Here is a 25,096-nt window from a genome sequence, read left to right as displayed (position 1 = left end):
GACATCCGCGAAAAGGATACGTAGGGCGCGGCACGCGGTCGCACAAAGCGACCGGAGCGAACGCGTAGCCCGTAGTAGCCTGACCCCGAAAGTAACAAGATCGGTTACGGCAAGCAGGTGATAGGTGGCTTTATGCTAAAACAGAGTTTCGGGGATTCGCCCAAAAATATTATTTTCAAAGCTAAGCTTGTCAGACCGCATAACTCTGAGATATCGGACCGCCTGGTCCTTCGGCGGTTACTACAAAAGTAACTGTTTGCGGATTGTCTCCTGTTCCGGCTGCTGCATTAGTACTTCCGGATGTTGCATTGGAAACTATGTTTCCGTTTGCAGTTACCGTGCAGGAAGTTGCATTGGCAGTTGCCCAATTGAAAATCGCAGATACAGGATTAATATATACACCACCACCTTGTATGTAACCGTTCATATTTGTGATTTGAACTGCGTCGGTTGCAGGTATTGTAATGGATTGAATGGCAGGACCTTCGCCTCCCTGACAAGTTAATGTAAAGAGGTTGCTTGATACTGTTAGAGGAAGCTCTATGCTTCCGCTATCACTTGTTAATTTTTGTCCGTTTATATCGATGATCGTGGCAAACACGACATCCCATGTGAGAGTGATTTTTTCTCCAAGGACCCCGCTTGTAGCACTTGGCGTGAAAGAATTGATTTTCACTTGGCTGACTACTACGGTAACTTGAGATGTGATCGGCCCGTAAAGCCCTGTTGCGGTCAGAGTATAAGTTGTTGTGTTAACTGGTATTAATTGTATCGAGCCGTTGGCTTGGACTGTCCCTATTCCCTGATCGATTTCCAAACTAAAGGCATAATTTGAAATCCATTTTAATGTAACCGGGGTTCCGGATAGGATGGGACCGCTTATAGATGCACTTAGTGAACACGAAACAGGTTCTATTTGCACTGCTCTTTCTTCGGGGCTGCCTCCTCTGCCGTCTTCAGTAAACGCAGTGAGCGTAATGGAAAATGATACAGGTGAGGTTGATGCAGGTAGTTGTGGCAAAACGGGAGTGACTGTTAATCCGGTTTCGTTTGCCGGAAACTGTTGGTAATTTTGGATGGTATTTCCACTTGCATCAACTATACTTCCGATGCTGGAACACTGCAATGTGCAGTAAGACGCTCCTTGGGTTTGCCATGCGATTATAATCTGGTTTCCGTAAATAATCCGGTTAGGTGAAAGGGACAAACTGCTGATTACCGCAGAAGGGAGGACCTTTTGCAAACTGAATGTCTTGTAACCGTCGTTAAATCCTGGTATGTTGAAAAATTCCAAATAAACATTTGCGATTCCTTCTTCCAGATGGCTAATCAGATTGCTCAATTGAAACTCAATTCTATCGTTACTGCCTCCGTTCAGAAATATATCCGTAGATGCTGTAAATTTCCATGTAGGAATGTTTTGAATCTTTTCTACGGAAAGAGTGAATTTACTTCCGTAATCCCGCAAAATGGATACTATAGCATTTGCCGCATCAGTTACACTTGTTAGGTCTCCTATTTCATTCCCCGTATCAAAAGAAATTCTGATATAGGAAACATTCGGAGTCGAGGGAATTGCAGAAGCCAAAGGATCATCATTTGTCAGATAAAAATTAATCTCATTCGTATTTGCCTGGGAAGCGCCGGTAGGTGTGATGTTTACAACCGAGGAGCCTTCTTCCGGTTGCGCAATCAGATTTAAATCCTGATTGCCTGGTTTCGGAACCTGGAGAATCACTGCATTCGTAGTATAGTTTCCATCTCCTATGATTGATGAATCAAGATTGTACAAATTAAGGCTCATCTCTTGCGGGATTTGATGGGGATCTGAAGCAAATCCGGCAAATTGAATGGAAATGCTATTTTGAACGGAAATTTGTATGTCTGCTACGGGAGCTAACATCAAATAGTTTCCATCATCGGTAAAACTCTTGATTCCCCAGTCGGAACCTGCTTGCACCGATCCCATTTCCGTCGATTGGATGCTAGCCGGCAAAAGCACTGCCATTAAAAAATAACCGCTATTTGGTGCCAGACTATCCGAAACAGGTATGCCTTTTTTTAAAACGATGGGTTCGGTTCCTATATTTTCCAGTTTTATCGCAAAAGCGTCACTTGCAGGCACCGGGGTTCCTGTTGATTGGTTTGGTACATATACAACCGTATTCCCTTGAGCATCCATGGGTGAAAAAACTATGTTCAGGGTTTTATCAGTAGTTAGATTGAGTTGCACTTCGGTTTGATTAGGTTTTTGGTCCATCATAAAAATATCCTGTTTATTGGTTTGATTTTTGAATAACATTGCCAAGTTTTAACCAGCCTTCTCTAATGATGAGTGGCGAGATAAAGCTTGCTTGTTGGGAAACTTTTTGAATGGGAGAAAGGATAGTCCAATCGGAAGCCTCTTTCATCAGCCAATACCATTGGAGTCCGTTTGCATTCGGATAAGGAATGGAAAGAGTGTCCTTGCTTGTAATCACCGGGGCGGTTAAAAATGTAACAAACATTTGATTTAAAGCGGGAATGTATTGGTTTCTGGGAATATCGATTTTTTTCTTAGGGAGAATTCCGGTTGTTGCATGGACCGCCGCTCTCGGATCCATTAACAAAAATAATGTGGTAGAACCTCCGTTTACTTCTGCATTCAGAGTGATGGTCGTTTCCGAAGGTGCGATGATTTCCTGATCGCTTCCGTCCGCCTGAGGCGCGTAAAACTTTGAAAAATCGGTTTGAAGATTGTTTTCCTGGTAAAATCCTACGAGACCATCACTGTATTCGAAAGCACTTCCCAGTCTGATGGGAAATGCTACATTTGTGAATTCGGCAGTATCGTTCGTATTAGCATTTGTTATATTATACTTTAATGATCCCCAGCTTTGATTTTGAACCGGACTTCCCTGCAATTCCAGTTTCAGCATGGCTCGGACGAGAGCAATCGGGCGACCGATCAATAATGCGATGCTATTCGTTTCGCTGAAATTCGCGGGTTCGATAAATTGCAGGGACTTATCCAAAGTTTTTACGAAGGATTGAAGGTAGTTTACCGTTTTTGTGAGAAAGTCTGAGACAAAACTGTTTAATCTAACGTCCTTGATGATTTCGTCCAATGTTGACTGGAAGTTCGGATCTGAAGCTTTTACTGTTAAAAACGGATTTGCACCGGGCGAACTTTCAAAGACCACGGAAGAACCGTCAAATGAGAAAAGGCTGCCTAAAGAATTTCCGTCCTTGTCGTATAATATAATAGAGGTGTCAAGGTAGTTGGGAAGAATCCACCCGTGGATGGGAGTTTCTATGCAATTCAATTCTTCGCTGTCATCCAATGCGGAAAGCCAACGAAACTGCAGCCTTGCCGGTTGGATAAACCGAGGAGGTAAAAATACAGGATAGGTATTTGAAGCGGTAGAAAGGCTTCTTGATGCTATAGTGGGCGGATTATCATAGTCTTTGTATTGCCCGAAGGAATCAACAACCCGCAATCTTTGGATTCTTAAAAAACCGGAGCGAATCGGATTAAAATTATTTTCAGGAAGAGGGGATGTGTCATTCGCATTTGATACGAAAGTATTGACGTTTGTATTAAATGTTCTGTCCAGTCCATGCGCCAAAGGATTGTTTGCCGAAAACTGCATTTCAAGAAGCTGCATACCTAAAGCATCGTTGAATCCTGAAAGGGTTTGTGATAAAACCTGCATATCACTCGTTTGAGAAAGGATATTCGTAAGAGTGTTGCTACTTGCGTACTTGAGATAATCATTCGCGCGATTTTGAAGGTTTTGTAAGGCTTGCGGAGTGAGGATGGTTGATCCTATATACTGTTCTTCCGGTTGCGTAACCGGTGTTTGTGTTTCAAACTGAAGATCTGTTTCTCCATCCGGAAGTTTGAAATTGTTTATAATGAGATTCGGATCATAATTCGTAGGCGTTGTGATGTTCGGGTCCGTTTGAATCGTCTGAATGGGTTGGAATGCTATATCCCATTGCAGTAAAATGGGATTCCAAGGCTGGTTCCATATTTGAACTGCCAATGGAGAGGGCAAAATTCCGGATGAAATATGATTTTTAAAATACTGATCGGGGCCTTGGTTGTATTCCTGAGAGAGAGAGGCAAGAAGTGCCGTAATCGGATTCAGACCCGCTGATCCCAATAGAGCTGGCAATTGGCTTTGGTCCAGGAAGAAAGTTTCCTTCGTCAATTGATCGATTATATCAGCTAACGGAAGCGAGGTGCTTTGCAAGTCGGGCAGAGAAGAAATTTGTAGGGACCGGTTCCCTTTACCGTCGTTGAACGTGAATGTTTGCAAAAGCTGCGAAGGGATTCTGCAAAAAAGAGAATTCGAATCTGAAAAGTTTCCGTCGAAACCGTATCTTTCCGAAGGCTTTAGATCAGGTCCGGAAATCAGCACAGTCGGATCGTTCGGTCTGTAAAAACGGGGAGCCTCTATTTGTTTGAGCAAAAATCCGTTTCCTATTTCACCGGTGATTTGTGTTTGAAGGGATAGGATTTGAGCATTCAGATTTGCCAAAACACTTGTTTGGTTATTGTTCAGAAATGTTTCGATATAATTTCTTATATCATCCGAGGTTACAGGATAAGATTCTCCCGAATCGGGAAACAGAGTTGTCATGTATTTATACCAGTCTGCGAAAACCTGACGTTGAATGGAGTCTTGCAAGTAAACCGTCCCGTTATAGCCGGTTTGCAATTGGTTGAGTTGATTTAAGTCCTTACTTACATTATCCGACAAAATAATGTTTTGGTCGTTTGCACTGCCGGAAGGAACGATCGTCCAGAGTGAATCCGTGGTTTGTACCCCGAAAAAACTTTTGTGCAAATCCCTATCAAGGTCGGACATCGCCGAACCATTGGTCAATTGGTTTAGGTAGCCGAGTTGTAAAGCTTCCAGATAGCGTTCGATTTGTTCGGGTGTCATTCCTTGGACTGTCACTTTGTTCGCAAGAAGAGTTGCAAAACCTTCCGAAGGTGAGTTCCCTATGACTACCTGAGTGGCATTGAGAGTGCTACTGGAGCTGATATAATTAGTTTGGGGATTCCATCTTACATTCCCCACCATACCGGAACAGATCATTTGTTGGAAGGAAGCAGGCGTGCTGCCAGCTAACAGTTCCCATTGAAATTCATACAAAGTTTGGGCAAAATCGGTAGAGGTATGAATCGGGTCATTGTCTAAATCGCTGTACCATCCCGAAACGGAATAACTCAAAGAAGATGCATTCGGGTTGAAATTCGTAACATCTGAAAACGTATCCTGAAATCCGAAGACTGTTTTGCAATTCGGATAGAAGGAAGAAAATCGGGGTTCCCCGTAACCGATTGCAGTAAGAGGGACCAGTCTTTCTACTGTTGGATCCGAGGTTTCATTCCATACTTCCAAAGGGATAGCTCTTCCCATATAACGAAACGGAGGGTTGTCAGGAGAAATTGGCGTATTCTGTTTGTTATATGGTATATTTGTATGATTGTAATATGTGTTTGCATCCGTAGACAGAAAGTCGGATTCCACAACCCAGGACTTTAAGGAAGTTTTCGGCGCATTTTCGTTCGATAGGTCGGTTAACAGTCTTGTGACGAGCCAACGGTTCGGAACGTTTAGAAAATTGACTTTTTCCGCTCCCGTATTCGGATCTGTTACTTGCACACCTCTGCAAAGGGAATCCGGAAGCGCCCAGTGCAAATGAATGCCGGGTTGTAATGGAAGAGTTTCCGTTTGAAAAGGTTTGTTCGTAAAATTATCGCTTAAGTTTGCTCCGGCAGGTCCTCCCGGATAAGGTAGAGTTGTAAAATTCGCAGCCGAAGGAGCAAACAGGGAAATGCGTTGATTGGAATCTTCCGTTCCTATGCACATGGCATCAAGCCTGATCGGTACGATCAAAGGAGGCGGGTTTGTTGTTACTGGACTCATTGAATATTAGCCTCCTTGGGATTTTAAAAAGCTTATTTTGTCAACACCTTCGACCATTTGTAAGCCGAATTGAGCGGAGGTGAAAGTTCCTGTAGCACCTAACAAACTGTTTATATCTGTTGCTAAAGTGTTTATGTCCAAAACTCTGGGATAAGTTTTGAACGGGATCGTTGTCAATGTCAGATTGTTTTCCAGATCTCCGTTGGGATCTCTTAGTTCTTTGGTAAATGGAGTTGTCTCATCCAGTCCGAAATGAACTCCCTCCGAAGGTAACAATATATCGACTTGAGAGGCTTCTCCGTTGAAAATACAAATCAATACGTCCTTTGATAAATGATCCATCCGTAGAATATTTATTTCACCGGAAGGAAGGCTGTTTGCATCAGCTTGCGGAATCGTATAGGCATGAATCTCCATATTCGGCCAACCTGATACCGCTTCGGAACGAAGTAAAATTCCCGAAATGGTTTGCGTGGAGTCCTGGATTGAGCTTGAATCTGTTAGGTTGGATCGAAGATTCAAAGCGCTTTGACGTGCCGTTTGATGCAATAAAGTCGTCAGCTTTTGATCATTCGAAAGATCACCGGAAGTAGAACGTCCTATACTGAACGCTCCGTCCAAAAGACAGGCAATCCAATTCATATCCAACTCGAAAAAACGAATGGATTCCGTCGGAAGCATTTTTTCATCCGGTACCAAATAGGAGAAAGGCAGACCTACAAGCAAGCTGAGTTCTCCGAGCCAGCTTCCTATGATTTGCAATGCATCGCTCGCAGGTAATCCTGTTTGTCCGCCGGGAATACTATTGTCACCTAATGCTCTACTGATGAGGGCTTGTTCTTCGGTCAGTATGTCCTGTCGTTTTGCAGTTTGTTTCCATTGGTAAAGTGCCGTGGCAAAAGAATTGTTTTGTAATGCCAGCAGTCTGCCTATTTCCCAGGCGCTTGAATAGGTTACATTCAAGACTCCGTTCTTTGTATCGTATATAGTAAGTTCGTCGGAACTGCCTGCAGGCAGACTCAATGTGTTTGCAACGGGAGAAAAGGGAGCACAAGGTCCCCTATACCACGAAACGGTTTTATCACCTTGGCGGAGTTGATGGGCTATAGGAACAAATCCCAGTTGAACCATTTGTTGCGCGTTAGTTGCCATATCGGGCAAACGTAAAACGGGAGGTATCCTGTTTAGATTGGAAACGATTTGTTTGAAAGTATGTTCTTCCGAAAGAGCGGTAAAATCCCAGGTTTTCAAGAGAACCAAGCGAATAAGTCCGTTTGCATCCGACGGATAATAGGTCCCGGAATCCGTTGTGAAATAGTTTTCCAAGGAAACAAGATACGAAACATTTGCCGCACCCTTTAAGGGCAATCGGTTTCCTACAACTACCGCAAACTCCTGCATTCCGCTTTGCAATGCATTGGCCTTATTTGATGTGTCGACCAGACGAATATGTGTCAGTAGGTTGACTTCCGGTTCCGTCGGGAGAATGGACTCTAACAATGATTTGGGAATGAGAAGGGTTTGGCAGTAGTCTGTTCCTGTTTCACCGGATTCCAAAGCCCATCCCATACTTGAAATCTGAATGTTTTCGATTTTAATCTGGGGAGTCTCCGTTGAATCCAATAAAATAACAGCTAACCATGGTGAGGTGTCAGTTTCCGTTCCTGAAGTTCTTTCCCAAGGTAAGGTGGATTTGTTGATGACCAGATGAGGCAAACAATTGGAAAAATCGCCTATGCTGTCCTGGGGAGGAAAACAAGCTACAATTTCGGACGGATTTATGTTAAAACGATCTCCTCTGACGGAAAAAGATTTTTGAGCGGAAAACGAATCCGAAACATTTGCGCCGATCTTTATATTATGTGATACGGAAATATTATAATCTCCCGATTTTAAATCCGGTCTATGGTATTGAATGAATTCTATTGTTTTCGGATCAGGCATTTTATTTCACTCTAAGTGTATACTTGGGGGGCTGTGACAAAGGCAGTCGTTGTTGTGCTTGCAAGATTGGTCAGATCAAAATCAGCATTCGTAAATCCGAAAGTACTAAATAGTGTTTCTCTGGCTGCGGAAGCGGTGCCTATCGTTGATTGGATATTTTGTCTTCTTGCTTCCGGAGTCAGCGACTGGATCAAAGGATCTCCACCTAACGACCAGATATACGCATCATTGATCGGGTCATCTGTGAATTCCAATCGAAACGAAGGGATACTTGCCGTAACCGCGGGGTTAGGAATGGGGGCTGGGAAAATATCGAATCCGTTCAATACCCCCGGCACCAATGCATCAGCATTCAGGGCCGCATGCATTGACTCTCCCCAAAGTGACTCGGGAACGTTTTTATAATCCGGTAAAAAAACAAAATCTTCTTCGGCGGATTCCCCGTCTCGGGTAATGGCAATGGAAAGCCCGGATTCACTGAAATCAGTGCTTGCCAGATCCATCGGGCTAATGCCGAATATTTCGTTTGTGCTTGTGATCGTCGAACTTCCGTATGTTGCTGTTTTTGCGGGAACTGCGGAAGCTACTGAAAGACGGAATGTATGGGGGTTGATGATAAAATTGACTTTGGATGTAATGTCCCCGCTCAAGTCTTTGACTAAACCGGAAACAACAGAAATCGCACAAACGGAATACGTTCCGTTCTTTTGCGGCAAAAAAGATGATTTGAATGTAGGCCAATCAATCGGACTCGGACCGTCGGAACCGCTTCCGAACCGAATCGTAAAGGAAACGATCCAAAGATGGATGTGCGCCACTCCGCTGAAATCGGGACCATGGAAATAGATATCCGCACCCAAATGAACCGATATTGTGATGTGAATCGTTGTAAAAAGAAGATCGATTGAAAACCGGTAGGATACTCCCATATCCACACCTACGTCCGCTTCGTAATAAAAAGGTTTCCAACGAAGTAAAAAATCCGCGTAAGCAGTAAACCAGGCGCGAAGACCACCGCAGCTCCAAACAGCTTCAAGTCCTCCTCCCGCCATCAGATAACCCGGAGTCATACTGAAATAACAATAACCTTGGATGCTGATATTGGAACTAAGTTGCCAATTCAAACCGATTCTGGGAACGGTGGGATAATGGGGCGGAGGAATGAAACTAGGATGATAACCTCCAAGGCTCACCACAAAGTCACCTGCATGATCCCCGTCAAACCAAAGGTAATACGCAAATCCTCCTGTTAGGTGACAGTCTCTTGAGAGTATGTAAGATTCAGGAGTCAATTGGGCACTGAGGCCGAGAAAGCCGTCTTCGGGAGCGAAAGTCGCCTTCAATGCCATCTGCGCTTCGGCTAACGGATTGGATACGTCGGAGGGAATCGTAAGTGTAGAGAGTCCTACCAAATCAAGTTCGAAGTGATCACCAAACCTGGCTGTGGCGAGAGCGAACGAGTCAATCATCTGAAACGTAAGAAATCGAATCCCTGCAGCGAACCAATAATCACCGATTGAAGGGTCGGAGAGCCCCTGCTGCACCAGATATTGAAGTACCGAGGAAGGGTCTTCGGTTCCTACGGAAGATTGACCTAAGGCGATTTGCACAAAAGGAAAATTTTGAATTTGACTCACATCCGGGATCAATAAGGAACGATTGTAGCCGAAACCTCCCGCAAGTCCCATAACGTAGAAGTAAGGAGGACCACCTAAAGGTTCTGAATAATTCAGATAAATAAAGAAGGAAGGATGGCCTTGGCAATCTGCGTAGGAACCTAGTCCTGACAATTGCATAATGGAACTGCGAATTATCGCAAAACCACTGTAAGTTCCATTTTGTGCCAAAAAGGCACCGCCTATTTCCAAAGGTCCGTTTTGGTAATCAATTCCAAGTCCATTCAGTGAAAACTGAGGATCAAAATGGCTTAAAGCGGAACCGAATGATAACCCGAGTAGGGAAATCGTCAATCCGCCCGCTTCCAAATCGGCATCTAACAAAAATAAAATGGCTCCGTTCGCATAGCGCACTCCCAATCTATGAATGGAAATAGGCCCGAAAGATTTTTGTATGTTGAACCATTGGGAAGTATCCGAAGGAACGCTGGCGGGACTGGGCGCTGTGGTCACGGCGGGAGAGTTAGCGGTGGAATTGGATCTCGCCGGGCTATTAGTATTGCCCAAAGGTAATACAACTGACTCTGCTTCACTGCCGAAATTTAGGGATGCGGAAATAAGGAACTCGGATGAAATTCCTGCTGCAGGTAGTTTCTGCAAAGCAGGCGGAAGAGCGTTGTTTATGGATATAACGTCTGTTTGAGAAATTGAAGAAGAGGAGGAAACCAATACCCGTAAGCCATCGATGCTTAAAGTTTGTGAGTCGGAAAGTTGCGATCCTACGATAGGAATATCGGAAAGATTGAAACCCCCCAAATCAATTCCGAATACAAAGTCGGTAACATGTTCGTTCGGATTTTGGTATATGCAAAGAAATGCATCCTTTAGTTCCAAAGTAAAGTCGTCCGGTATGATTGATGCGATTTCCGTGGAAAGTCCGCTTATGATATTTTTCAGTGCAACCGATGTTCCTGAAGAATTGGTATAAGAAGCAACGAAAACTGAATCCGAGTTTTGAGTGAAATCTATATTGAAAACATATCCAGAATTCAAAGTGATAGCACCGGTCAGTTGTCTTTGAATTGTCGTTCCTTGCGTGATTGCGACTGTGAAATCAATTTGGACATTTTGTCCGGAGACAGGGAAAGAACCGTTGCCTATCAGATTGAAATTTTTGGAAGAGGTATCGTATTCCATATTAAGAGTGGCAAGTGAAATTTGGCCGATAAATCCGGGAAGATCACCAATTCCCAGTTTGGTGGAAAGCCAATCGATCATTTCCCCGACGGGCAAGTTCGAAATCGTTCCTTTCAATACCATGCCCGGGGTTTGGCTGTAGTAATTTGCGGATAGAAAGATCGTAACAGGACTTGAGCTTCCTATGGTAAATAAACCATAAATCAACCCTCCGCCTTGGTTCTGTTTTGTGGCAGGGTCGTGGCTTCCCGTAATGTCCACATAAAGAACATCCAGAGTCACTTCGTTTCCTGCTATTCCGAAAAGAGGAATCGGAGTATCCACTCTCAACTTACATTCGAAAAGAGATGTAGGCATTCGAAAGACCAAATCCACATGGCCGATTTCTATATCGGGAAAAAAGCTAGGAATAGTCAGGTTCAAATAACTGAAAACACTATTTAGTTTTAGAGGAAGGGCTGGATCAGGCTCATAGAAAAAAGGAGGAGTCGGTTCGGGAGGATACCTTGCATAGATTTTTTTTTGAGGGAACTGTCCCCCGATTTCGATAGGGACACTGTCTATCGTCAAATAACCGTTAATCGTAGCTTCCAATGCTCTGGAGGAAGTATTTCCCTTCGGATTGGAAGGATCCAAGGGTTTTAAGATTCTGAAATTTAAAAATATTTTCTGAACCGTGAAAAGATTGGAAAAGAAAGACCAATCGGCATCATATTCTATTTGGAAACCGATCCAGGAGCAGGCGTGTTTGGTAGTATCCGCATTCGGAGTGAATGCCATTTCTATATGATTCAGTTTAAACTTTGTTAGGTCGGATAACTCGGTACTGAGTAGACTTAGAACATCCGAGTTCCCTGCGAGGGACTGTAATGCGGATTCTGTAATCTGGTTTGAGGAAGTAAAGTCACCGGATAAAATCCATTCTCCTTCGAAAGTAGGAACTTCAACTTTTACCGGCAGACTGAGTGGTTGGTCTGTGCCTACAATCAGCACCGTTTGTATCGTCAGGCCGTACAAACCCAAGTCCGGGTAGGGAATCCATTGAAACACCAAACTTCCGAATTCGATAGCAAAACTTGCAATCAAACTCCAGGAAGTTTGCGCGGGATATGTAAGACTTAAATTTAATTGAAGGATTCCCTCGGTGGTTTCTGAAAAAACAATATTCGCAACCGTCCCATCCGTACCAAGAAACGAGGTTGTTCCCGTGATCGTAAAAGTTTGTGATTGGAGCTGGTTGATGGTAAGGTTTAACTGATTGTCAGGAAGCAAACCGAATAATGTGACTATCATTCCCTTGGGATCGAACATATTCGGAGAAAGTATTGCCGATTGACCGCTTTTTAGCGATGACATCCAGGACTTTACGTCATTCAGATCGGTTATAATCATATTTGGATACGAAACTCCCGGATCATATCATAGGCCTGTAATTATAAAAAGCAGTATTGCCGTAGTGTGCGTTGTTTAACTGAGTATTGTCTCCCATTCGGATATTTCCTCTGGGTGGTTGCGGCATATTTTGATGGTAATTGAGAGGGGTTTCTGCGCATGCAAGCTCCGCATTCAGCACAGGTCCAGCACCTCCTGCGAATGCTCCCCAGCCCGCATTTCGGTAAGCAGTCACGGAAGCTTGAACAGGAAAATGATACGGATGACTACCATTATTCGGACTCACTCCGTAGGAATAAGCAATTCGCCCTGGTCCTGCCGCACCTAAGTTGGCAGGAGGGACTAAATTTTGAGCCGCTCCATGCGCTCCTGATCCGTGATGAACCGCTGTAATTCCTGTGCAACCGAATGGAAGAAGTGGCGCGGTATTATGGTTTGCATCTGCGGTCAGAAATACTGAATGCCAGTTCGGATCGTTTACCGGAAGTAAAATGTCAACCATAAGTGCTAGGCCCGAATTATTGATCCATGAAGCGAGGGGCATTCCTGCGGGAGAACACTTCACTAGGCGTGCTCCACCCCACCAAGGATGTGTTATAGGAAAAGTTACTCTCCGGCGAACTGCGATTGTTCCCAAGAAATTTATTGCCACCGGACCCATCAATTGCTTTGGGTAGTTCCAAACTAAGTTTTGTAGTCCTGCTCTTCTTCCGTTGATCCAATGATCGTAATCCCAATGTGATAGAATCACTTCTAGGTTGTTAGTTTGGTTTTGTAGAATCGGTCCTAATGCAACTAAGTTAGCAGGGGCGCCACTCTTATAGAAAAAAATTGGGAATCCCACATCATAGTAGGCGATCGGTTCGGGAGGATTTGCATTATCAAAAATCAAATTACAATTTCCCTGGCCTACATCCATGATTCCTATACTTCCCACAGGAGGAGGGGGAGGTGGTGGCGGAACGTGAGATGGGGAAGGAGCTACTGTGATTGGAGCCGCAGGTCCGGCATCCGCCATATCGGTATCTTCGCTGGGACAAAATGCTCCTTGTATACTGGCCGCTCGTTTAGCGTTCGGATCTGTAGGAGGATCAACCGCAGGTCTTTTGGCACTTAGCATAGCTACGCGAATTCCATTTTGGATAGAGTAGTTTCCGAAGTCAGGTGCAGGTACGAGTGGTGGTGCCATAAATATGTTTTAAGATTCCTGCATATCCAGGTCGGGGTGGTACAAATGTCCTTGGTTCGGGTCGCTTGTACTTGCAGCTTTTGCTATATTGATGAGAAACCATTCGCCTTCGACCAGGTCATCATCTGTTGCCAGTCCCAGAACTTGTTTCAATGCGGACGGGTCAACTCCTACCATATGATACAATAACGCAGGAGAAGGGGGAGGGAGTTTAGTTAGGCTGAGTTCTGATTTTAAAATTACGTTGTTCATCCAATTTTCGTTCACAACTTCAAACAGAATATCCGCTTGGTTGCTCTCGTTGATATCCACCTTCGAAAGAAAGGCATAGTACGATCCGTCCGGTGAAAGAAAATCATTAAAGGGTGCTCCCCCTTGACTCACTTTATTTGTAATATCGAATAATCTTGAATCCGGTTGCGTTGGCATGGTAGAATCCGTTGGACAAAAAGAGAATTTTCTTTCGATAAGATCAAGTGATTAACCAAAATTTTATAAAAAAATAATTGTTTGCTTCCAAAAGGATCAATGGTACTACCTGTTATCTTTAATGCAATTTCTGACTAACCGACTAACCGGTTAAACTGTGGATGATCGGTTTTTTTGTAGTACTTTGCGGCGTTTTGCTTAAATCGCAAAGCTGCCCTGTCGGTTCTGGCATACTTTTTTTAATGAGTTTTAACGGATAAGGATAAAAAATGAATCAGAAAGATTTTACCGACAAACTAGTCTCCTATGGAACTACCGCTTATAGGGATAATACGGGTAAATCCATTCTTGATACGAATCAATATATCATATTCGGAGTCAGAGGTTATACGGTTCAGAACGGAGTATTGGTAAAAAATAACGACAAGATCAACCTTTATAATGACTCCTTGTTTCTTTTTCGAAATACAGACCAACCGGAGTATCATTCATATCAATGTACTATGGATCCAGGGATGACTTGGCTTCGAAAAGCAATGAATCCTTTGGGCACCGCGCGATTGAAAGAAGGTCTTTATAAATATAAAACCGGAATACACAGAGGACATCCTGCTTTGAATCAAGCTTCGCAAGTGACTGTGCGAAGGTATAAGGAACATGCGAATAACGCTCCTTGGGTTTCCTGGGAAGAGGAAAAGCCGAGTCTATTTCAAACCGGTTGGTTCGGTATAGATATTCATGCCAAATCAACTACTTCCGAAGAAGTGAATGCCGCGAGTGCAGGTTGTACGGTTATAGATAGTATTTGGGGAGGGGCAATCTGGAAGGATTTTTTCGGTTTGATACAGTCTGTAAAAAATACGCAGAATCATTATTATTACATTGTTTTGGATTCGAATACCGCTGATTCGTTGGTAAGTTAAAAAGAAAAACGCTTAGCTTCGTATCTACACGATGAACATCCGCGAAAAGGATACGTAGGGCGCGGCACGCGGTCGCACAAAGCGACCGGAGCGAACGCGTAGCCCGTAGTAGCCTGACCCCGAAAGTAATAAGATCGGTTACGGCAAGCAGGTGATAGGTGGCTTTATGCTAAAACAGAGTTTCGGGGATTCGCCCAAAAATATTTATACTGACAGAGGTTGATCTCATAGTATGATTCATTAACGAACTTTTGTTGTTTTAATATTTTCTTTGATTACTTTTTCGGTTTTCTCGAAAATATTTTCAAAAGTATAATCGGAAATTTTTAAAGGCTCATGCACTTGAAATTCAAGTTTGCTTCCTAGGCCGAGCGGAAATTGACCAAACCTTGATATTCTCCACGAATTATTAATCGTGATTGGAGCAAAGTAAGCGTTCGGTGCATATTTATATAACATCTTCAATCCACTTTCGGAAAAGGCTTTTGGCAGACCGGTTTTACTTCTTGTTCCTTCCGGAAAAATGACTACGGAATAATTGTTTTTATTAATAAATTCTCCACATTTTTTAATTTCGGTAAGCGATTGTTTTGCGTCTTTTCTATCAATGAGTGCAGAACCGCCATGTCTTAAGTTATAAGAAACACTTGGGATTCCCTTACCCAATTCCTTTTTGCTAATAAATTTCGGATGCCAATCACGTAAAAACCAAATTAAAGGAGGGATATCATATAGGCTTTGATGATTCGCCACAAAAATCAAAGGCACATCTTTTGGTAATTTTTCTACGCCTTTGAAGGAATATGTCGTTCCGAGTATTATCGTGTTTTTTATCAGAAACATATTTAATAAGGCTACACTTTTTCGATGTGCATTATAGCCGAATAGATTGAAACAAACCCATTGGATCGGATGGAAAAAGCATAACCACCATAAAAACAGCAAATAATACACTATAGATATCGGGTAAGAAATAATCTTTTCCATGACTTACTAAACTTTTTGCGGAGGCACTATTTAAAACAAAAAAACATAATTAAAATATGGTTCCATAATACAGAAATTAAATACTTTTAATTTGCTACATATAAACAATACGCCTCGATCACTCTTAGATTATACAATGAAATTGCCTGAAATATCGTCGAATTTAAGCAAACTTCGAAAGATTAGGCAATGATTCGAAAAATCGGGTATTGGTGAATTCCTTATTTATATGGTATATTCAATCCAGCTTGAGAGGGAATCGTATGGAAGACAAAAAGGTTTGGGTTATCATCGGATACTGATCATCCCACTTAATCGAAAAATCTTCAAGATTTTTCTTTGCCATTTCCTTGGATGGAGATTGATAAATTATTTTTAAGTCAGTGAGAATTTGAAGCCAGAATTTTGCACCTTCCGTTCGTTCTACCCATATGCCTAAAATCTTTTTAGTCCCCTGTAAATTAATACCTACACCTAACTTAGAAATAAAATTACCTTTTTAAAACGCGTGATAGATAACGAACTAAAATTCCAACAGCAAATACCAGATTCAAACTGATCAATATCCCAACAATCAATGTCAAAATCCAAATTCGTTCCTCCAATATATCCAACTTGGAAAACAATCTTACCTTTTCTTCCCAATCATTTTGGTTTTCAGTAGCTATAGGTAATTCTATTTTCTCCTGGATCGTCACTACTCTTTTCGTTACTGTGATTGGTTCATCGGTTAATATCTTATCAGAAAGTTCGTTATATCTTTGTTTTACGAGAGGATTGGTTCTCCACCTCGCATAAGCATTTTTAAAGAAAGGAAAGGCCGACTTGAACTGTTTGTTTTTGTATAGCTCTTCCCCTTGGTCTATCCAAAGTTCTGTTTCTAATAATTCTAGTTTCGCATTTTCTGGGCACCGACTAGAAAGAACTTCTAAATCATCGGATGCTTCTTTGAATTTTCCTTCTTTGATCTTCATTCGGAACACAAAACTGTCCTCTTCGGAAATACAGTCTGCGGAAATAGGAAGCTGGATTAAGAATGAACTAATGAATAATAGAATAAGAACCCTTGCTTTCATTATCATCTACTCAATATGACTGCTTTGTGTCCGAAACGAGACCTGGGCATTTTCACAGAAACTGATTCCCAGGGTTGCAAACCGGGACTGGATAGATCTAAGGAATAGATACTGTCTGTAGGAAGGTTGATTTCGGAAGCTCCTCCGAATAAGAATGCCTTTCTTTGGGTATAGGAGATTTCCATACTAGGGGCGTATAGATTGGCGGGAAGGTTGGAGCCGGTAACGAAAGCATTTGCCGCAGTTCCTAGAACCATATACTCAAATCGATTGGACGAAGTGATGGCCGAAACAGGTTGAACAATGTCCGTTGCAGTCGAGCCACCAGCAACAAGAAATAATACTGGATCGGAAGGATGGAGGTCATCGGGATTTGGTCTATAACATGCATATGCCGAACCATGTCTGGCAATGGAAATGGAAGCTTCAATCTTTGCAGTAACGGAATTGAGTGACGGTAGGTAGGCATCACTTGTCGCATAGGCAAGTCCATCGTTATAGAACCTTCCTCCTGTATAGAAAAGAGAGCCTTGGTAAGTGCAACCTGCCATATCAATCCTAGCATAGATGTTAGTCGATAGATAATCGCTCCAGGTTCCTGTAGTTCCTAGATCTGGTTGGAGTTTATAAATTGTGTTTAAAATCGTACCTGTTGTCATATCTGCGGAAGTTGATCCACCTAAAATATAAATATCATTTCCAACTGATCCCGCAACTCCACCTTGTAATGTGGAAGCCATAGAACTTAAAGTCGTCCATTTGTTTTGGAAAGGATCGTAAACTTCTACAAGTCTGGATGGAGAGTAACTTGTTCCTGATTTGGTGAGTCCACCTATGATATAGATTTTATTTTTATGAGAAACAATCTGCGCATTGATTCTGGGTGTAGGGATCTTTGTAATAGATGAACCCCATTGATTTGTGTCCGGGTCGTAATAGTCTATATCTGCAATTGGATTTTTATCCGATCCGATTCCTCCGATCATCCAGATACTTCTTTTGAAGATGACATTATTATCTGCGCTCGTCTTAAAATTCAGTGGAAATCCTAAACCTTTTTCCGTTAATCCGCAGGTAGGAGTATAACTGTAATTTGTATCTGAGGCTAAGTTTCCCAAAGGTATGGAATGAACATCTAAAGGAAAGAAAGTTGTTCCTGTATAATCGTAACCATTTGAAGAGGTGACTTTCAGATAACCCATGGTAGGTGCAGAACACTTCCAGGTGATGCGTGCTCCAGAAGTGGAAATTTCGGAAGCCACCGCCCACTCTAGTTTAGCATCCTTTGCATCGACTCCTTGGGTGATGGCATTACTTCCACAATTAAGCAAGAAGATGAATAAGGTTAATGAAATGGAGAAAGTAAGGAATAGGTTCTTAATTTTAAAGTTCATTTAAAATGCCCATCCTCCTGAGATTTCAATTCCAGAGCCACAGAAAGCTCCTTTTTCCTCAATAAAACAATGGTTTTTCCACCCTATCCGATAAAAGGACTTTGAGATTTTTAAACCCTGCCAACCTAACTCCCAATTGACTAATGGGTTCGTTCCCGTAAAAGCAAGGTTGCTCCCTTCGGTTTTGAATGCCGCTTGGGAAACACCTAGTCCTATAGAAGTATAAAAGTCCAGTATGGGATTATCAAACAGTTGTTTGGAATAAAGAAAGTAAGTATAACCAGAATGAATTGTTAAGTTACGGCTAGTTTGGTATTCATATTTGAAACCTGTTTGCCATTTTTCTGTAATGCGAAGAAAGGCAGGTTCAACAAATAAACTTGCTCCAAGTAGAGCTGGGGTAGATTGCGATAGAGGCGGCAATGTTGGAAGATAATTGAATGAAAGACCAACCCTTGTTTGGTTAGTTTCTTTGTCAGTGGATCTGTATTCTTCCGGAAAATCAGGAGGAGCCGACTGGACTGGGTAAGGGGTTTTGAGTTCCGATTTTAACAGTGTTAGAAATCCAATTTCTGTTTTGATCGTGTATTCATTGGGCTTTTCTTCTGCAATTGTTCCTCGTAGTGTACTGCCATCTTTTAAAACAAAGGAGGAGAGCTTGTATGAAGATACAGATGAACTTTTTTTACTCAGATCATAGGATTCCAGACTTTTTTTGGGAACCTTATATTCCTTTCCCCGGAAGCGAACGGAGAGGATTCTTTCATCCTCATAAACAAATTCTGTTTGGAATACTTCTCCGTTGGGGAAGCGCAGTTCAGCGCCTAGGATGGGTAAAGTGGCGAAAATGCCGACAAACACTTGCAATAAATTGACTAGATAACAGCCGTAAACTTTTTTAAACATCTTATGAAGCAGTGATTGACAAGAAAATTATATAAGGAGGAAATTACAATGATTTAATGTTATACTGTAAAAGGTTTTCTGAAATGCGGAATTTGTGCTATGTACTAATTATTTTCTTTGCCTCTATTTGTAGTTTCTCTTTTATGGGAGGTGGTCAGTTACCCTTACCGCTGCTTGATGTAAATGGCGACCCGAACGGTTACGCAACTACTAGCATTCCTTTGGCTGTTCCCGAAGGGACGAAAGGTCTTACGCCACAGCTCAGTTTTTCTTATAATTCAGGTTTTGGTAGAGGACTTCTGGGGAAAGGGTGGTTTCTTTCAGGTGCCGGATACATTAAACGAGATTTAGGATATGGAATTAATTATGCTTCTTCAGATAGGTTTATATCCTCTGAGCATGGTCAGCTCATCAATTCTTTGGGAAACAGATCGGTGTATTACTCTAAGGAAGAAAGTTTTATTTCATTTTATCCTCAAGGTGATTCAGGACAAGGACCAACCGGTTTTATTGCATATAATAAGCAGGGAACCAGATTTACATATGGTGGTACAAGTGCGCAATTAACAGGACCAAATGGAGCGATTCGAACTTGGGGACTTGCGGAAGTGCAAGAAGCGCACGGGGAAACAATTCAATATGAATGGATAGAAAATGCTGGAGAGCTTTATCCGTCTAAGATTACTTATGCAGCCGGAAAGAGATACATACAATTTGATTATGAAGGAAGACCAGATACGTTTTCTGATTATAGTGAGAAAGTTTATACTTACAAGCAATTGAGGGTTTCGAAAGTTCTGTTTTACTCTGACAATTCATTGATACACTCTTATACTATGAGTTATGGGAATGATCAGGGAACAGGAGACAGTTTACTAACCAAGGTGGAATTTAAAAAAGATACTTTGTTTTCTCTTTCTACACATCTTCCTTTGGAATTTTCTTATACACCGAGCCATTCTGGTCTCATTACTAAGTTATCTGTAGGGGCAACATCGCTTTCGGATGGGTTTGGCCAAGAAATTGATATGGTGGACAGAGGTTTTCAAAAGTTTAAAGAATTGGTATTGGCATTAGCAATAAAGAAACTTTGGAATTCCGGAAAAATAGAAACACCTTACGCAATACAGGCGGCAAGAGCGTCTGATCCATCCAAAGAAAGTAGTATTAAGACTGATCTATATGAGGTAAGTGCGATGGATATTGCTGAAAATAGATATAATCCAGATGTTGATTATATCGGCCGTTATCCGTTGGGAAATAGAAATCGAGAAATGTGCAATTGGGGGCCTCTATCTTGCATTTGTACTGCATTTCCTGGATGTCCCGGTGAGGTGGTTCTTTACTGTGGGGTGTATCTTACCTTTGGGCAAGACGGTTGCAATAATGGCTTTTTGTCTTCATCTCGTACGAATTTTCCCACAGACATTGATGGCGATGGAGTATCTGAATACTCTAGGTTTTTAGGCAAGATGGATGGAGACCAAGTCTATGTTCGTACTCAGGAGTTTGTAAATTCCAAAAGAAGTTATGATTCTCCGAAATTCCCAATCAAATATAATACTTTTTATCAATGGGCGGATATAGATGGTGATGGTAAAACTGATTTTTTATATGAAAAATCAGGAATCTTAAACATTTCCTTTTCAAATGGATCTGGGTTGGAATATCCAGTCGCGTATTCTAATATACTATTATCGCCTTCTGCTCAAAATTATTCAAGAACCTCTTTATATGATCCTAGAGATTATGTAGCGGACATTAATTCCGACGGTCGAGGTGATTTTGTTCATTTTTATGACGATAGAATGTCGGTCTACCTTTCTCAAGGAAGAAGCTTTCAGGCGGAAAAGGTATTTTGGTATGGAGGCATTCGTAAACTGGTTTATGAAACAAAAAACACAAATCCCTTTATTGCTCATCGAATCAATCAATTTGCGGATATAGATGGTGATGGAATTCCAGAACATTTGCATATAGTGAATGTAAATCCACCACCGGAGCAGGCGGAACTTGCAGCGATGAAAAGCAGGCACAGTGCAGAGCTTGCGGCAGCAGATTCGGAAAGGCAAACCTACAAAGATCAGATCTGGCATGTTATCTCGGGAGGCCCTGCTGATGACGGAGTAAAGAATGCGTTATCTTTAAAAATACATTCCGATGAAAGAGGGATTTACTGGTCGTTAGTTGAACATCCTGAGAATACCACTATCGAATATCGGGATATATTGTTTAAATCTGTTGACCGCGTATTTTCTGAAGAAAAATTAAAAGAGGTATATGACAGACAAGCGAATGAACTGAATGATGAGATTACTCGAATTAAGAATGTTAATTTAGACGGTGCTATTTACCATCTTATAGTAACAAAAATATTCCTTTCTGAAAACCGCTTGGAACAATCTGCGCAAGTATTGCCGAAAGAAATTGTCGGTTATATTGGTAAGAACTGGTTAGTTGATGTAACTAGAGACGGACTTCCCGATCTTGTCACATTAACAAACCGAAATAGCCATTTCAATCCCTATGATTACGGAGTTGAAAATCCTAGCACATTCAACAATCAATTAAGGGTTATCATAAATACAGGAGGATCGTTTAATACGAATTCTGTGATAACTTCGGATATTCCGACGGTGATAAAACCAGATCGATTTGCAGAAAAAGATGACCCTAATGCGAAGAAAATCCAGATTTTTGATTTTGTGGATATGAATTCGGATGGTGTGTTGGATTTTACCTTATCGCAATTGGATTCTACTGCATTTCAGACTTATTTCGGACAATCGAATGGTTCCTTTGCACAAAGATCAGGAGGATCATTTCAAGTCGAATCAAGCGAGCTAACATCTATTCAATTTGATGATAGGAATGAAGACGGAATTCCCGATTTGTTTTATCAGTATGGAAAAACAGAGAAGGCTAGAGAGATACTTTCAGAATCATCAATTAAAGGTGGTTTACTTAAGCGGGTAGTCAATGGGGTAAGCGGAGCTGAAACCGTTGTTAATTATAGTTGGAAAAAAACAATTCCCGGAGCTGCTTTGAAAGGAACAGGTAATTATGACTCCGGTTTACCAAACTGGTATCCTCAAATGATGGTTACTTCTGTGTATTCCACTAAAGGAACGGGATTTCCTATTGAAAATACCGATTACTTTTATTCGAATGGGCGACACAAGCCCGGAGATTTAGAGACGGGAGTTAGTTTGGGATTCGAAACTATCACCGAACGAAATTATCTTTCTGGAAGTTTTGTTGGTCGGGTTGTCACCAATTATATTCAGAATACAACTTTTCCAGGAAAAATTTCAAGTAGGGAAATTTATGCAGGGAACGATAGTTTGATCCAAAGGGATTCTTATGCTTATACATACTATACTCCACATAATGGAACCAAATTAAAATTACCAACAGCTACCACTACCTTAATCTACGAAAATGGGGTTATTAAGGATCAGAAGTCACAATCCATTACTTATCTAAGTGCGTATGCTTATGAACCAGGTGTAATCGAAGATACATGGAACGGACGGACTACCAGAAAAGAGATTAGTTACCAGTCAAACTCTGGATTGAATATACCTGCTCAATCTATCGAAGAAAAAACTTATATTGATGGGGGTTTGGTCGAAGACACCAAATTATCATATTCGGGAGCTGATATAGTTACCAAAAGTGAATTGGTAGGGAATGGAGAATGGTATACTACAATTTATACATATGACGGAATTGGAAATATAAATAGCACTACTGATTCTTTGGGAAGGTCTCTTTCATATGAATACAATGACTTGACAAGAAGTAAGCAAACTACTCTTCGAAATGCTCTTGATCAAACTACAACAACTAACTACGATCCTAAGACTGATTTGGAAGTCAGTGTGGAAGACTCCAATGGGAATAAAGAAGAGTCGGAATACGATACATATGGTAGGAAGACGAAAACGATTGTAAATGGAGATACTTTAGAAAGTTATGATTACATTTTTGATGGTTCCTTATATACGACGACTAAGACTACTTATATGGCAGAGGAAGAGTTTTGGATTAAAGAAACAACGGATATACTGGATCAAACCTTAAAGACCGAATCTCTTGCGGCTGATGGGTATTCATTTACTGAAGAGTTTAAATTTGATCAAAAAGGAAGGGAGATTCAAAAATCGAATCGTTATCTGACAGGAGAAAGTCCTATTTGGACTTTGACGAGTTACTACCAAGCAAATGAAGATACAAGTGAGCGGCCGAAACAAATGGTTTTTTATACGGGCGAGATTGTAAATTTTAGCTATGGGCTTCGGAATATAACTACAAATACAGCTTATCAATCTGAAAATATCCGATCAGAAGTTTCTACTATGGACGAGTTCGGACAATTAGTAACTAAAGTCATACAAGGTGAAACGCTTCAATTTGCTTATAATTCACAAGGGAAAGTTACACAAATTATTGATCCGGGAAATGCTACCACGACAATCCAGTATGACCAAGGTGGAAGGAAAATAAGCCAAGCGGATAGCAATTCCGGCACTACAATTTATACATACAATGTTGCCGGAGAAATCCTCACACAAAAAGATTCACGTGGTATATTACACAGATACGAGATAGATCACCTGGGAAGGATCACTAAACTGACCGCAGGTAGTGAATCTCCAGTTATATACGAATATGATCATTCAAACTCGATAGCTACGACAAATATGATAGGAAGATTATCAAAGGTTACTGATGAAACGGGAATCGCTGAGTTTGCTTATGATAATAAAGGAAATGTTACAGCCGAAAAGCGAACGTTAGATGATTTACAGGTAATCTTTCAGAAAACATATGATGCCTTTAATAGAGTGAAAACAATAAAGTATCCCGAAGGAACAATTGTACGGAGCCATTATACTGGAACCGGTCAGCTTGGTTTTTTGACGATGGATTCTCATGATGGGAATAGCTTAAATCATACTGTCGTAAGTTACGATGGACCCAAAAAAGAGAATGGTCAGCATTATATCGAACGAAAAACAGGAAATGGAATACTTACGAAAATCGAAATTGATCCTATCCGGTTAAGACCGCGTGCTTTTTATACTAAGTTAAAAGACGGTAGCTTGGAGCAGTCTGTAAGCTACAACTATGATAATAAAGGAAACCTATCAAGCATTCAGGATAATATGAATGAAACGCGAAATCAAAGTTTTGTATATGATCAATTAAACCGCATTACAAAAGCAATTGGCAAGTATGGTGAGGAAGAATATGGTTACCATAAGAATGGAAACTTGCTCAAAAAGGGTGCTTTTACATACAGCTATGATAATCCTAATCATATACACTCGGTTACAAAAGCTAATAGCTTAAATACGGGAATTCTAGGCTATTCTTACGACGAAGCTGGTAACATGGTTCAAAGGAATGGAGACAATTATTATTACAATGCCCAAGGAAAACTACGAGAAATCGTAACTAGCGGAGGGGATCGATTTGAATACAAATACGATTATTCTGGTAATCGAATTAGAAAATCACTACTCAACCTTGGAACTGTGACATATGATTTCGGAGATATTTATGAGATCTATCGTAGTCCCGGACTACCAGACAAACATACAATGTTTATTATTGGCACTGAAGGTGATTTAGTTGCTCAATACAGTAGAGATGATGCAAACTTAATTGGTTCCATTGCATCGAATGAATTATTATCTAATCCATTTTGTAGAGAAGTTGAGATAGATTGTAGTCAGTATTGGAAAAATCGAATAGGGTTTAATTTTGTTACTTTTCTTTCTAATACAAATATCTATGTCGATGGAAAATTAAGAGAAGGACATAAAGCGATTCCTTGGATATTGCTTACAATGTCTTTGGTTGTTTTTGTATATAAAACAGGGAATCAAGATACTTTAGAAAGGAGCACGTTTCAAAATACTGAGATTTCGAAAGAGTTTTTAGGAATTGTGTACAGAGATAGTATTCACCAGTCACAATCCTCTAACTTTACTTAGGTCAAATGTTCTCTACCGGTTCTAGTTCTGATTCTCGACAGCCCTCCAGAAAAACTTGATAAGGAATTCTTCCATTCATGTTTCTACCTTGGTGGGATCTTTCCGTATTGTAAA

General features: G+C 41.3%; 12 protein-coding genes and 2 pseudogenes. 2 read left to right on the top strand and 12 right to left on the bottom strand.

The window, feature by feature from the left end; translation table 11 throughout:
- Window positions 1–190: 190 nt before the first annotated feature.
- The 6 genes from EHS11_RS02815 to EHS11_RS02790 are packed head-to-tail and all read right to left on the bottom strand — an operon-like array spanning window position 191 to window position 13,691.
- Window positions 191–2,302, bottom strand: a complete 2,112-nt coding sequence (locus EHS11_RS02815) for a serine/threonine protein kinase (RefSeq protein WP_246047553.1) — start codon at window positions 2,300–2,302, stop codon at window positions 191–193.
- Window positions 2,277–5,924, bottom strand: a complete 3,648-nt coding sequence (locus tag EHS11_RS02810; RefSeq protein WP_135762906.1) for a hypothetical protein — start codon at window positions 5,922–5,924, stop codon at window positions 2,277–2,279. Before EHS11_RS02810 ends, EHS11_RS02815 begins: the two co-directional genes overlap by 26 nt.
- Before the next feature lie 6 nt (window positions 5,925–5,930).
- Window positions 5,931–7,868, bottom strand: a complete 1,938-nt coding sequence (locus EHS11_RS02805; protein ID WP_135762905.1) for a hypothetical protein — start codon at window positions 7,866–7,868, stop codon at window positions 5,931–5,933.
- An 11-nt stretch (window positions 7,869–7,879) separates the two neighbouring features.
- Window positions 7,880–12,073 (bottom strand): DUF6603 domain-containing protein, encoded by a 4,194-nt coding sequence (locus EHS11_RS02800; RefSeq protein WP_135762904.1) that lies wholly within the window; start codon window positions 12,071–12,073, stop codon window positions 7,880–7,882.
- Between the two features lie 22 nt (window positions 12,074–12,095).
- The gene (locus EHS11_RS02795) at window positions 12,096–13,262 is read right to left on the bottom strand and encodes a ComEC/Rec2 family competence protein (protein WP_135762903.1); all 1,167 of its coding nucleotides are present in this window, start codon (window positions 13,260–13,262) and stop codon (window positions 12,096–12,098) included.
- Window positions 13,263–13,271: 9 nt separating this feature from the next.
- Complete coding sequence (locus EHS11_RS02790) at window positions 13,272–13,691, bottom strand: hypothetical protein (RefSeq protein WP_135762902.1); 420 nt, start codon at window positions 13,689–13,691, stop codon at window positions 13,272–13,274.
- Between the two features lie 269 nt (window positions 13,692–13,960).
- Here EHS11_RS02790 and EHS11_RS02785 point away from each other — a divergent pair, with 269 nt between their 5' ends.
- Entirely contained in the window at window positions 13,961–14,614 is a 654-nt protein-coding gene (locus tag EHS11_RS02785) for a hypothetical protein (protein WP_135762901.1), read from the top strand.
- A 240-nt stretch (window positions 14,615–14,854) separates the two neighbouring features.
- Here EHS11_RS02785 and EHS11_RS02780 read toward each other — a convergent pair whose 3' ends face one another.
- The 5 genes and pseudogenes from EHS11_RS02780 to EHS11_RS02760 form a co-directional block, all read right to left on the bottom strand.
- A complete protein-coding gene (locus EHS11_RS02780) occupies window positions 14,855–15,601 on the bottom strand; it encodes a lysophospholipid acyltransferase family protein (RefSeq protein WP_135762900.1) in 747 nt (248 codons plus the stop codon).
- A 274-nt stretch (window positions 15,602–15,875) separates the two neighbouring features.
- A pseudogene (locus tag EHS11_RS02775) lies at window positions 15,876–16,079 on the bottom strand (transposase); the annotation flags it as partial.
- A 13-nt stretch (window positions 16,080–16,092) separates the two neighbouring features.
- Window positions 16,093–16,677: a hypothetical protein gene (locus EHS11_RS02770; RefSeq protein ID WP_135762899.1), complete on the bottom strand. Its 585-nt coding sequence runs from the start codon at window positions 16,675–16,677 to the stop codon at window positions 16,093–16,095.
- A 2-nt stretch (window positions 16,678–16,679) separates the two neighbouring features.
- Entirely contained in the window at window positions 16,680–18,071 is a 1,392-nt protein-coding gene (locus EHS11_RS02765; RefSeq protein ID WP_135762898.1) for a Kelch repeat-containing protein, read from the bottom strand.
- Window positions 18,072–18,977, bottom strand: coding sequence for an LA_3334 family protein (locus EHS11_RS02760; protein ID WP_135762897.1), 906 nt, complete (start codon window positions 18,975–18,977; stop codon window positions 18,072–18,074).
- A gap of 56 nt (window positions 18,978–19,033) precedes the next feature.
- Between EHS11_RS02760 and EHS11_RS02755 the strand changes: the two genes are divergently transcribed.
- Window positions 19,034–24,982, top strand: coding sequence for a SpvB/TcaC N-terminal domain-containing protein (locus EHS11_RS02755; protein ID WP_135762896.1), 5,949 nt, complete (start codon window positions 19,034–19,036; stop codon window positions 24,980–24,982).
- 1 nt (window position 24,983) lies between these two features.
- Here EHS11_RS02755 and EHS11_RS20450 read toward each other — a convergent pair.
- Window positions 24,984–25,096: pseudogene (locus EHS11_RS20450) on the bottom strand (IS481 family transposase); the annotation flags it as partial.

It is taken from the genome of Leptospira ilyithenensis (genome assembly GCF_004771005.1).
Lineage (GTDB): Bacteria > Spirochaetota > Leptospiria > Leptospirales > Leptospiraceae > Leptospira_A > Leptospira_A ilyithenensis.
This window is presented reverse-complemented; position numbering and strand designations above follow the sequence as displayed.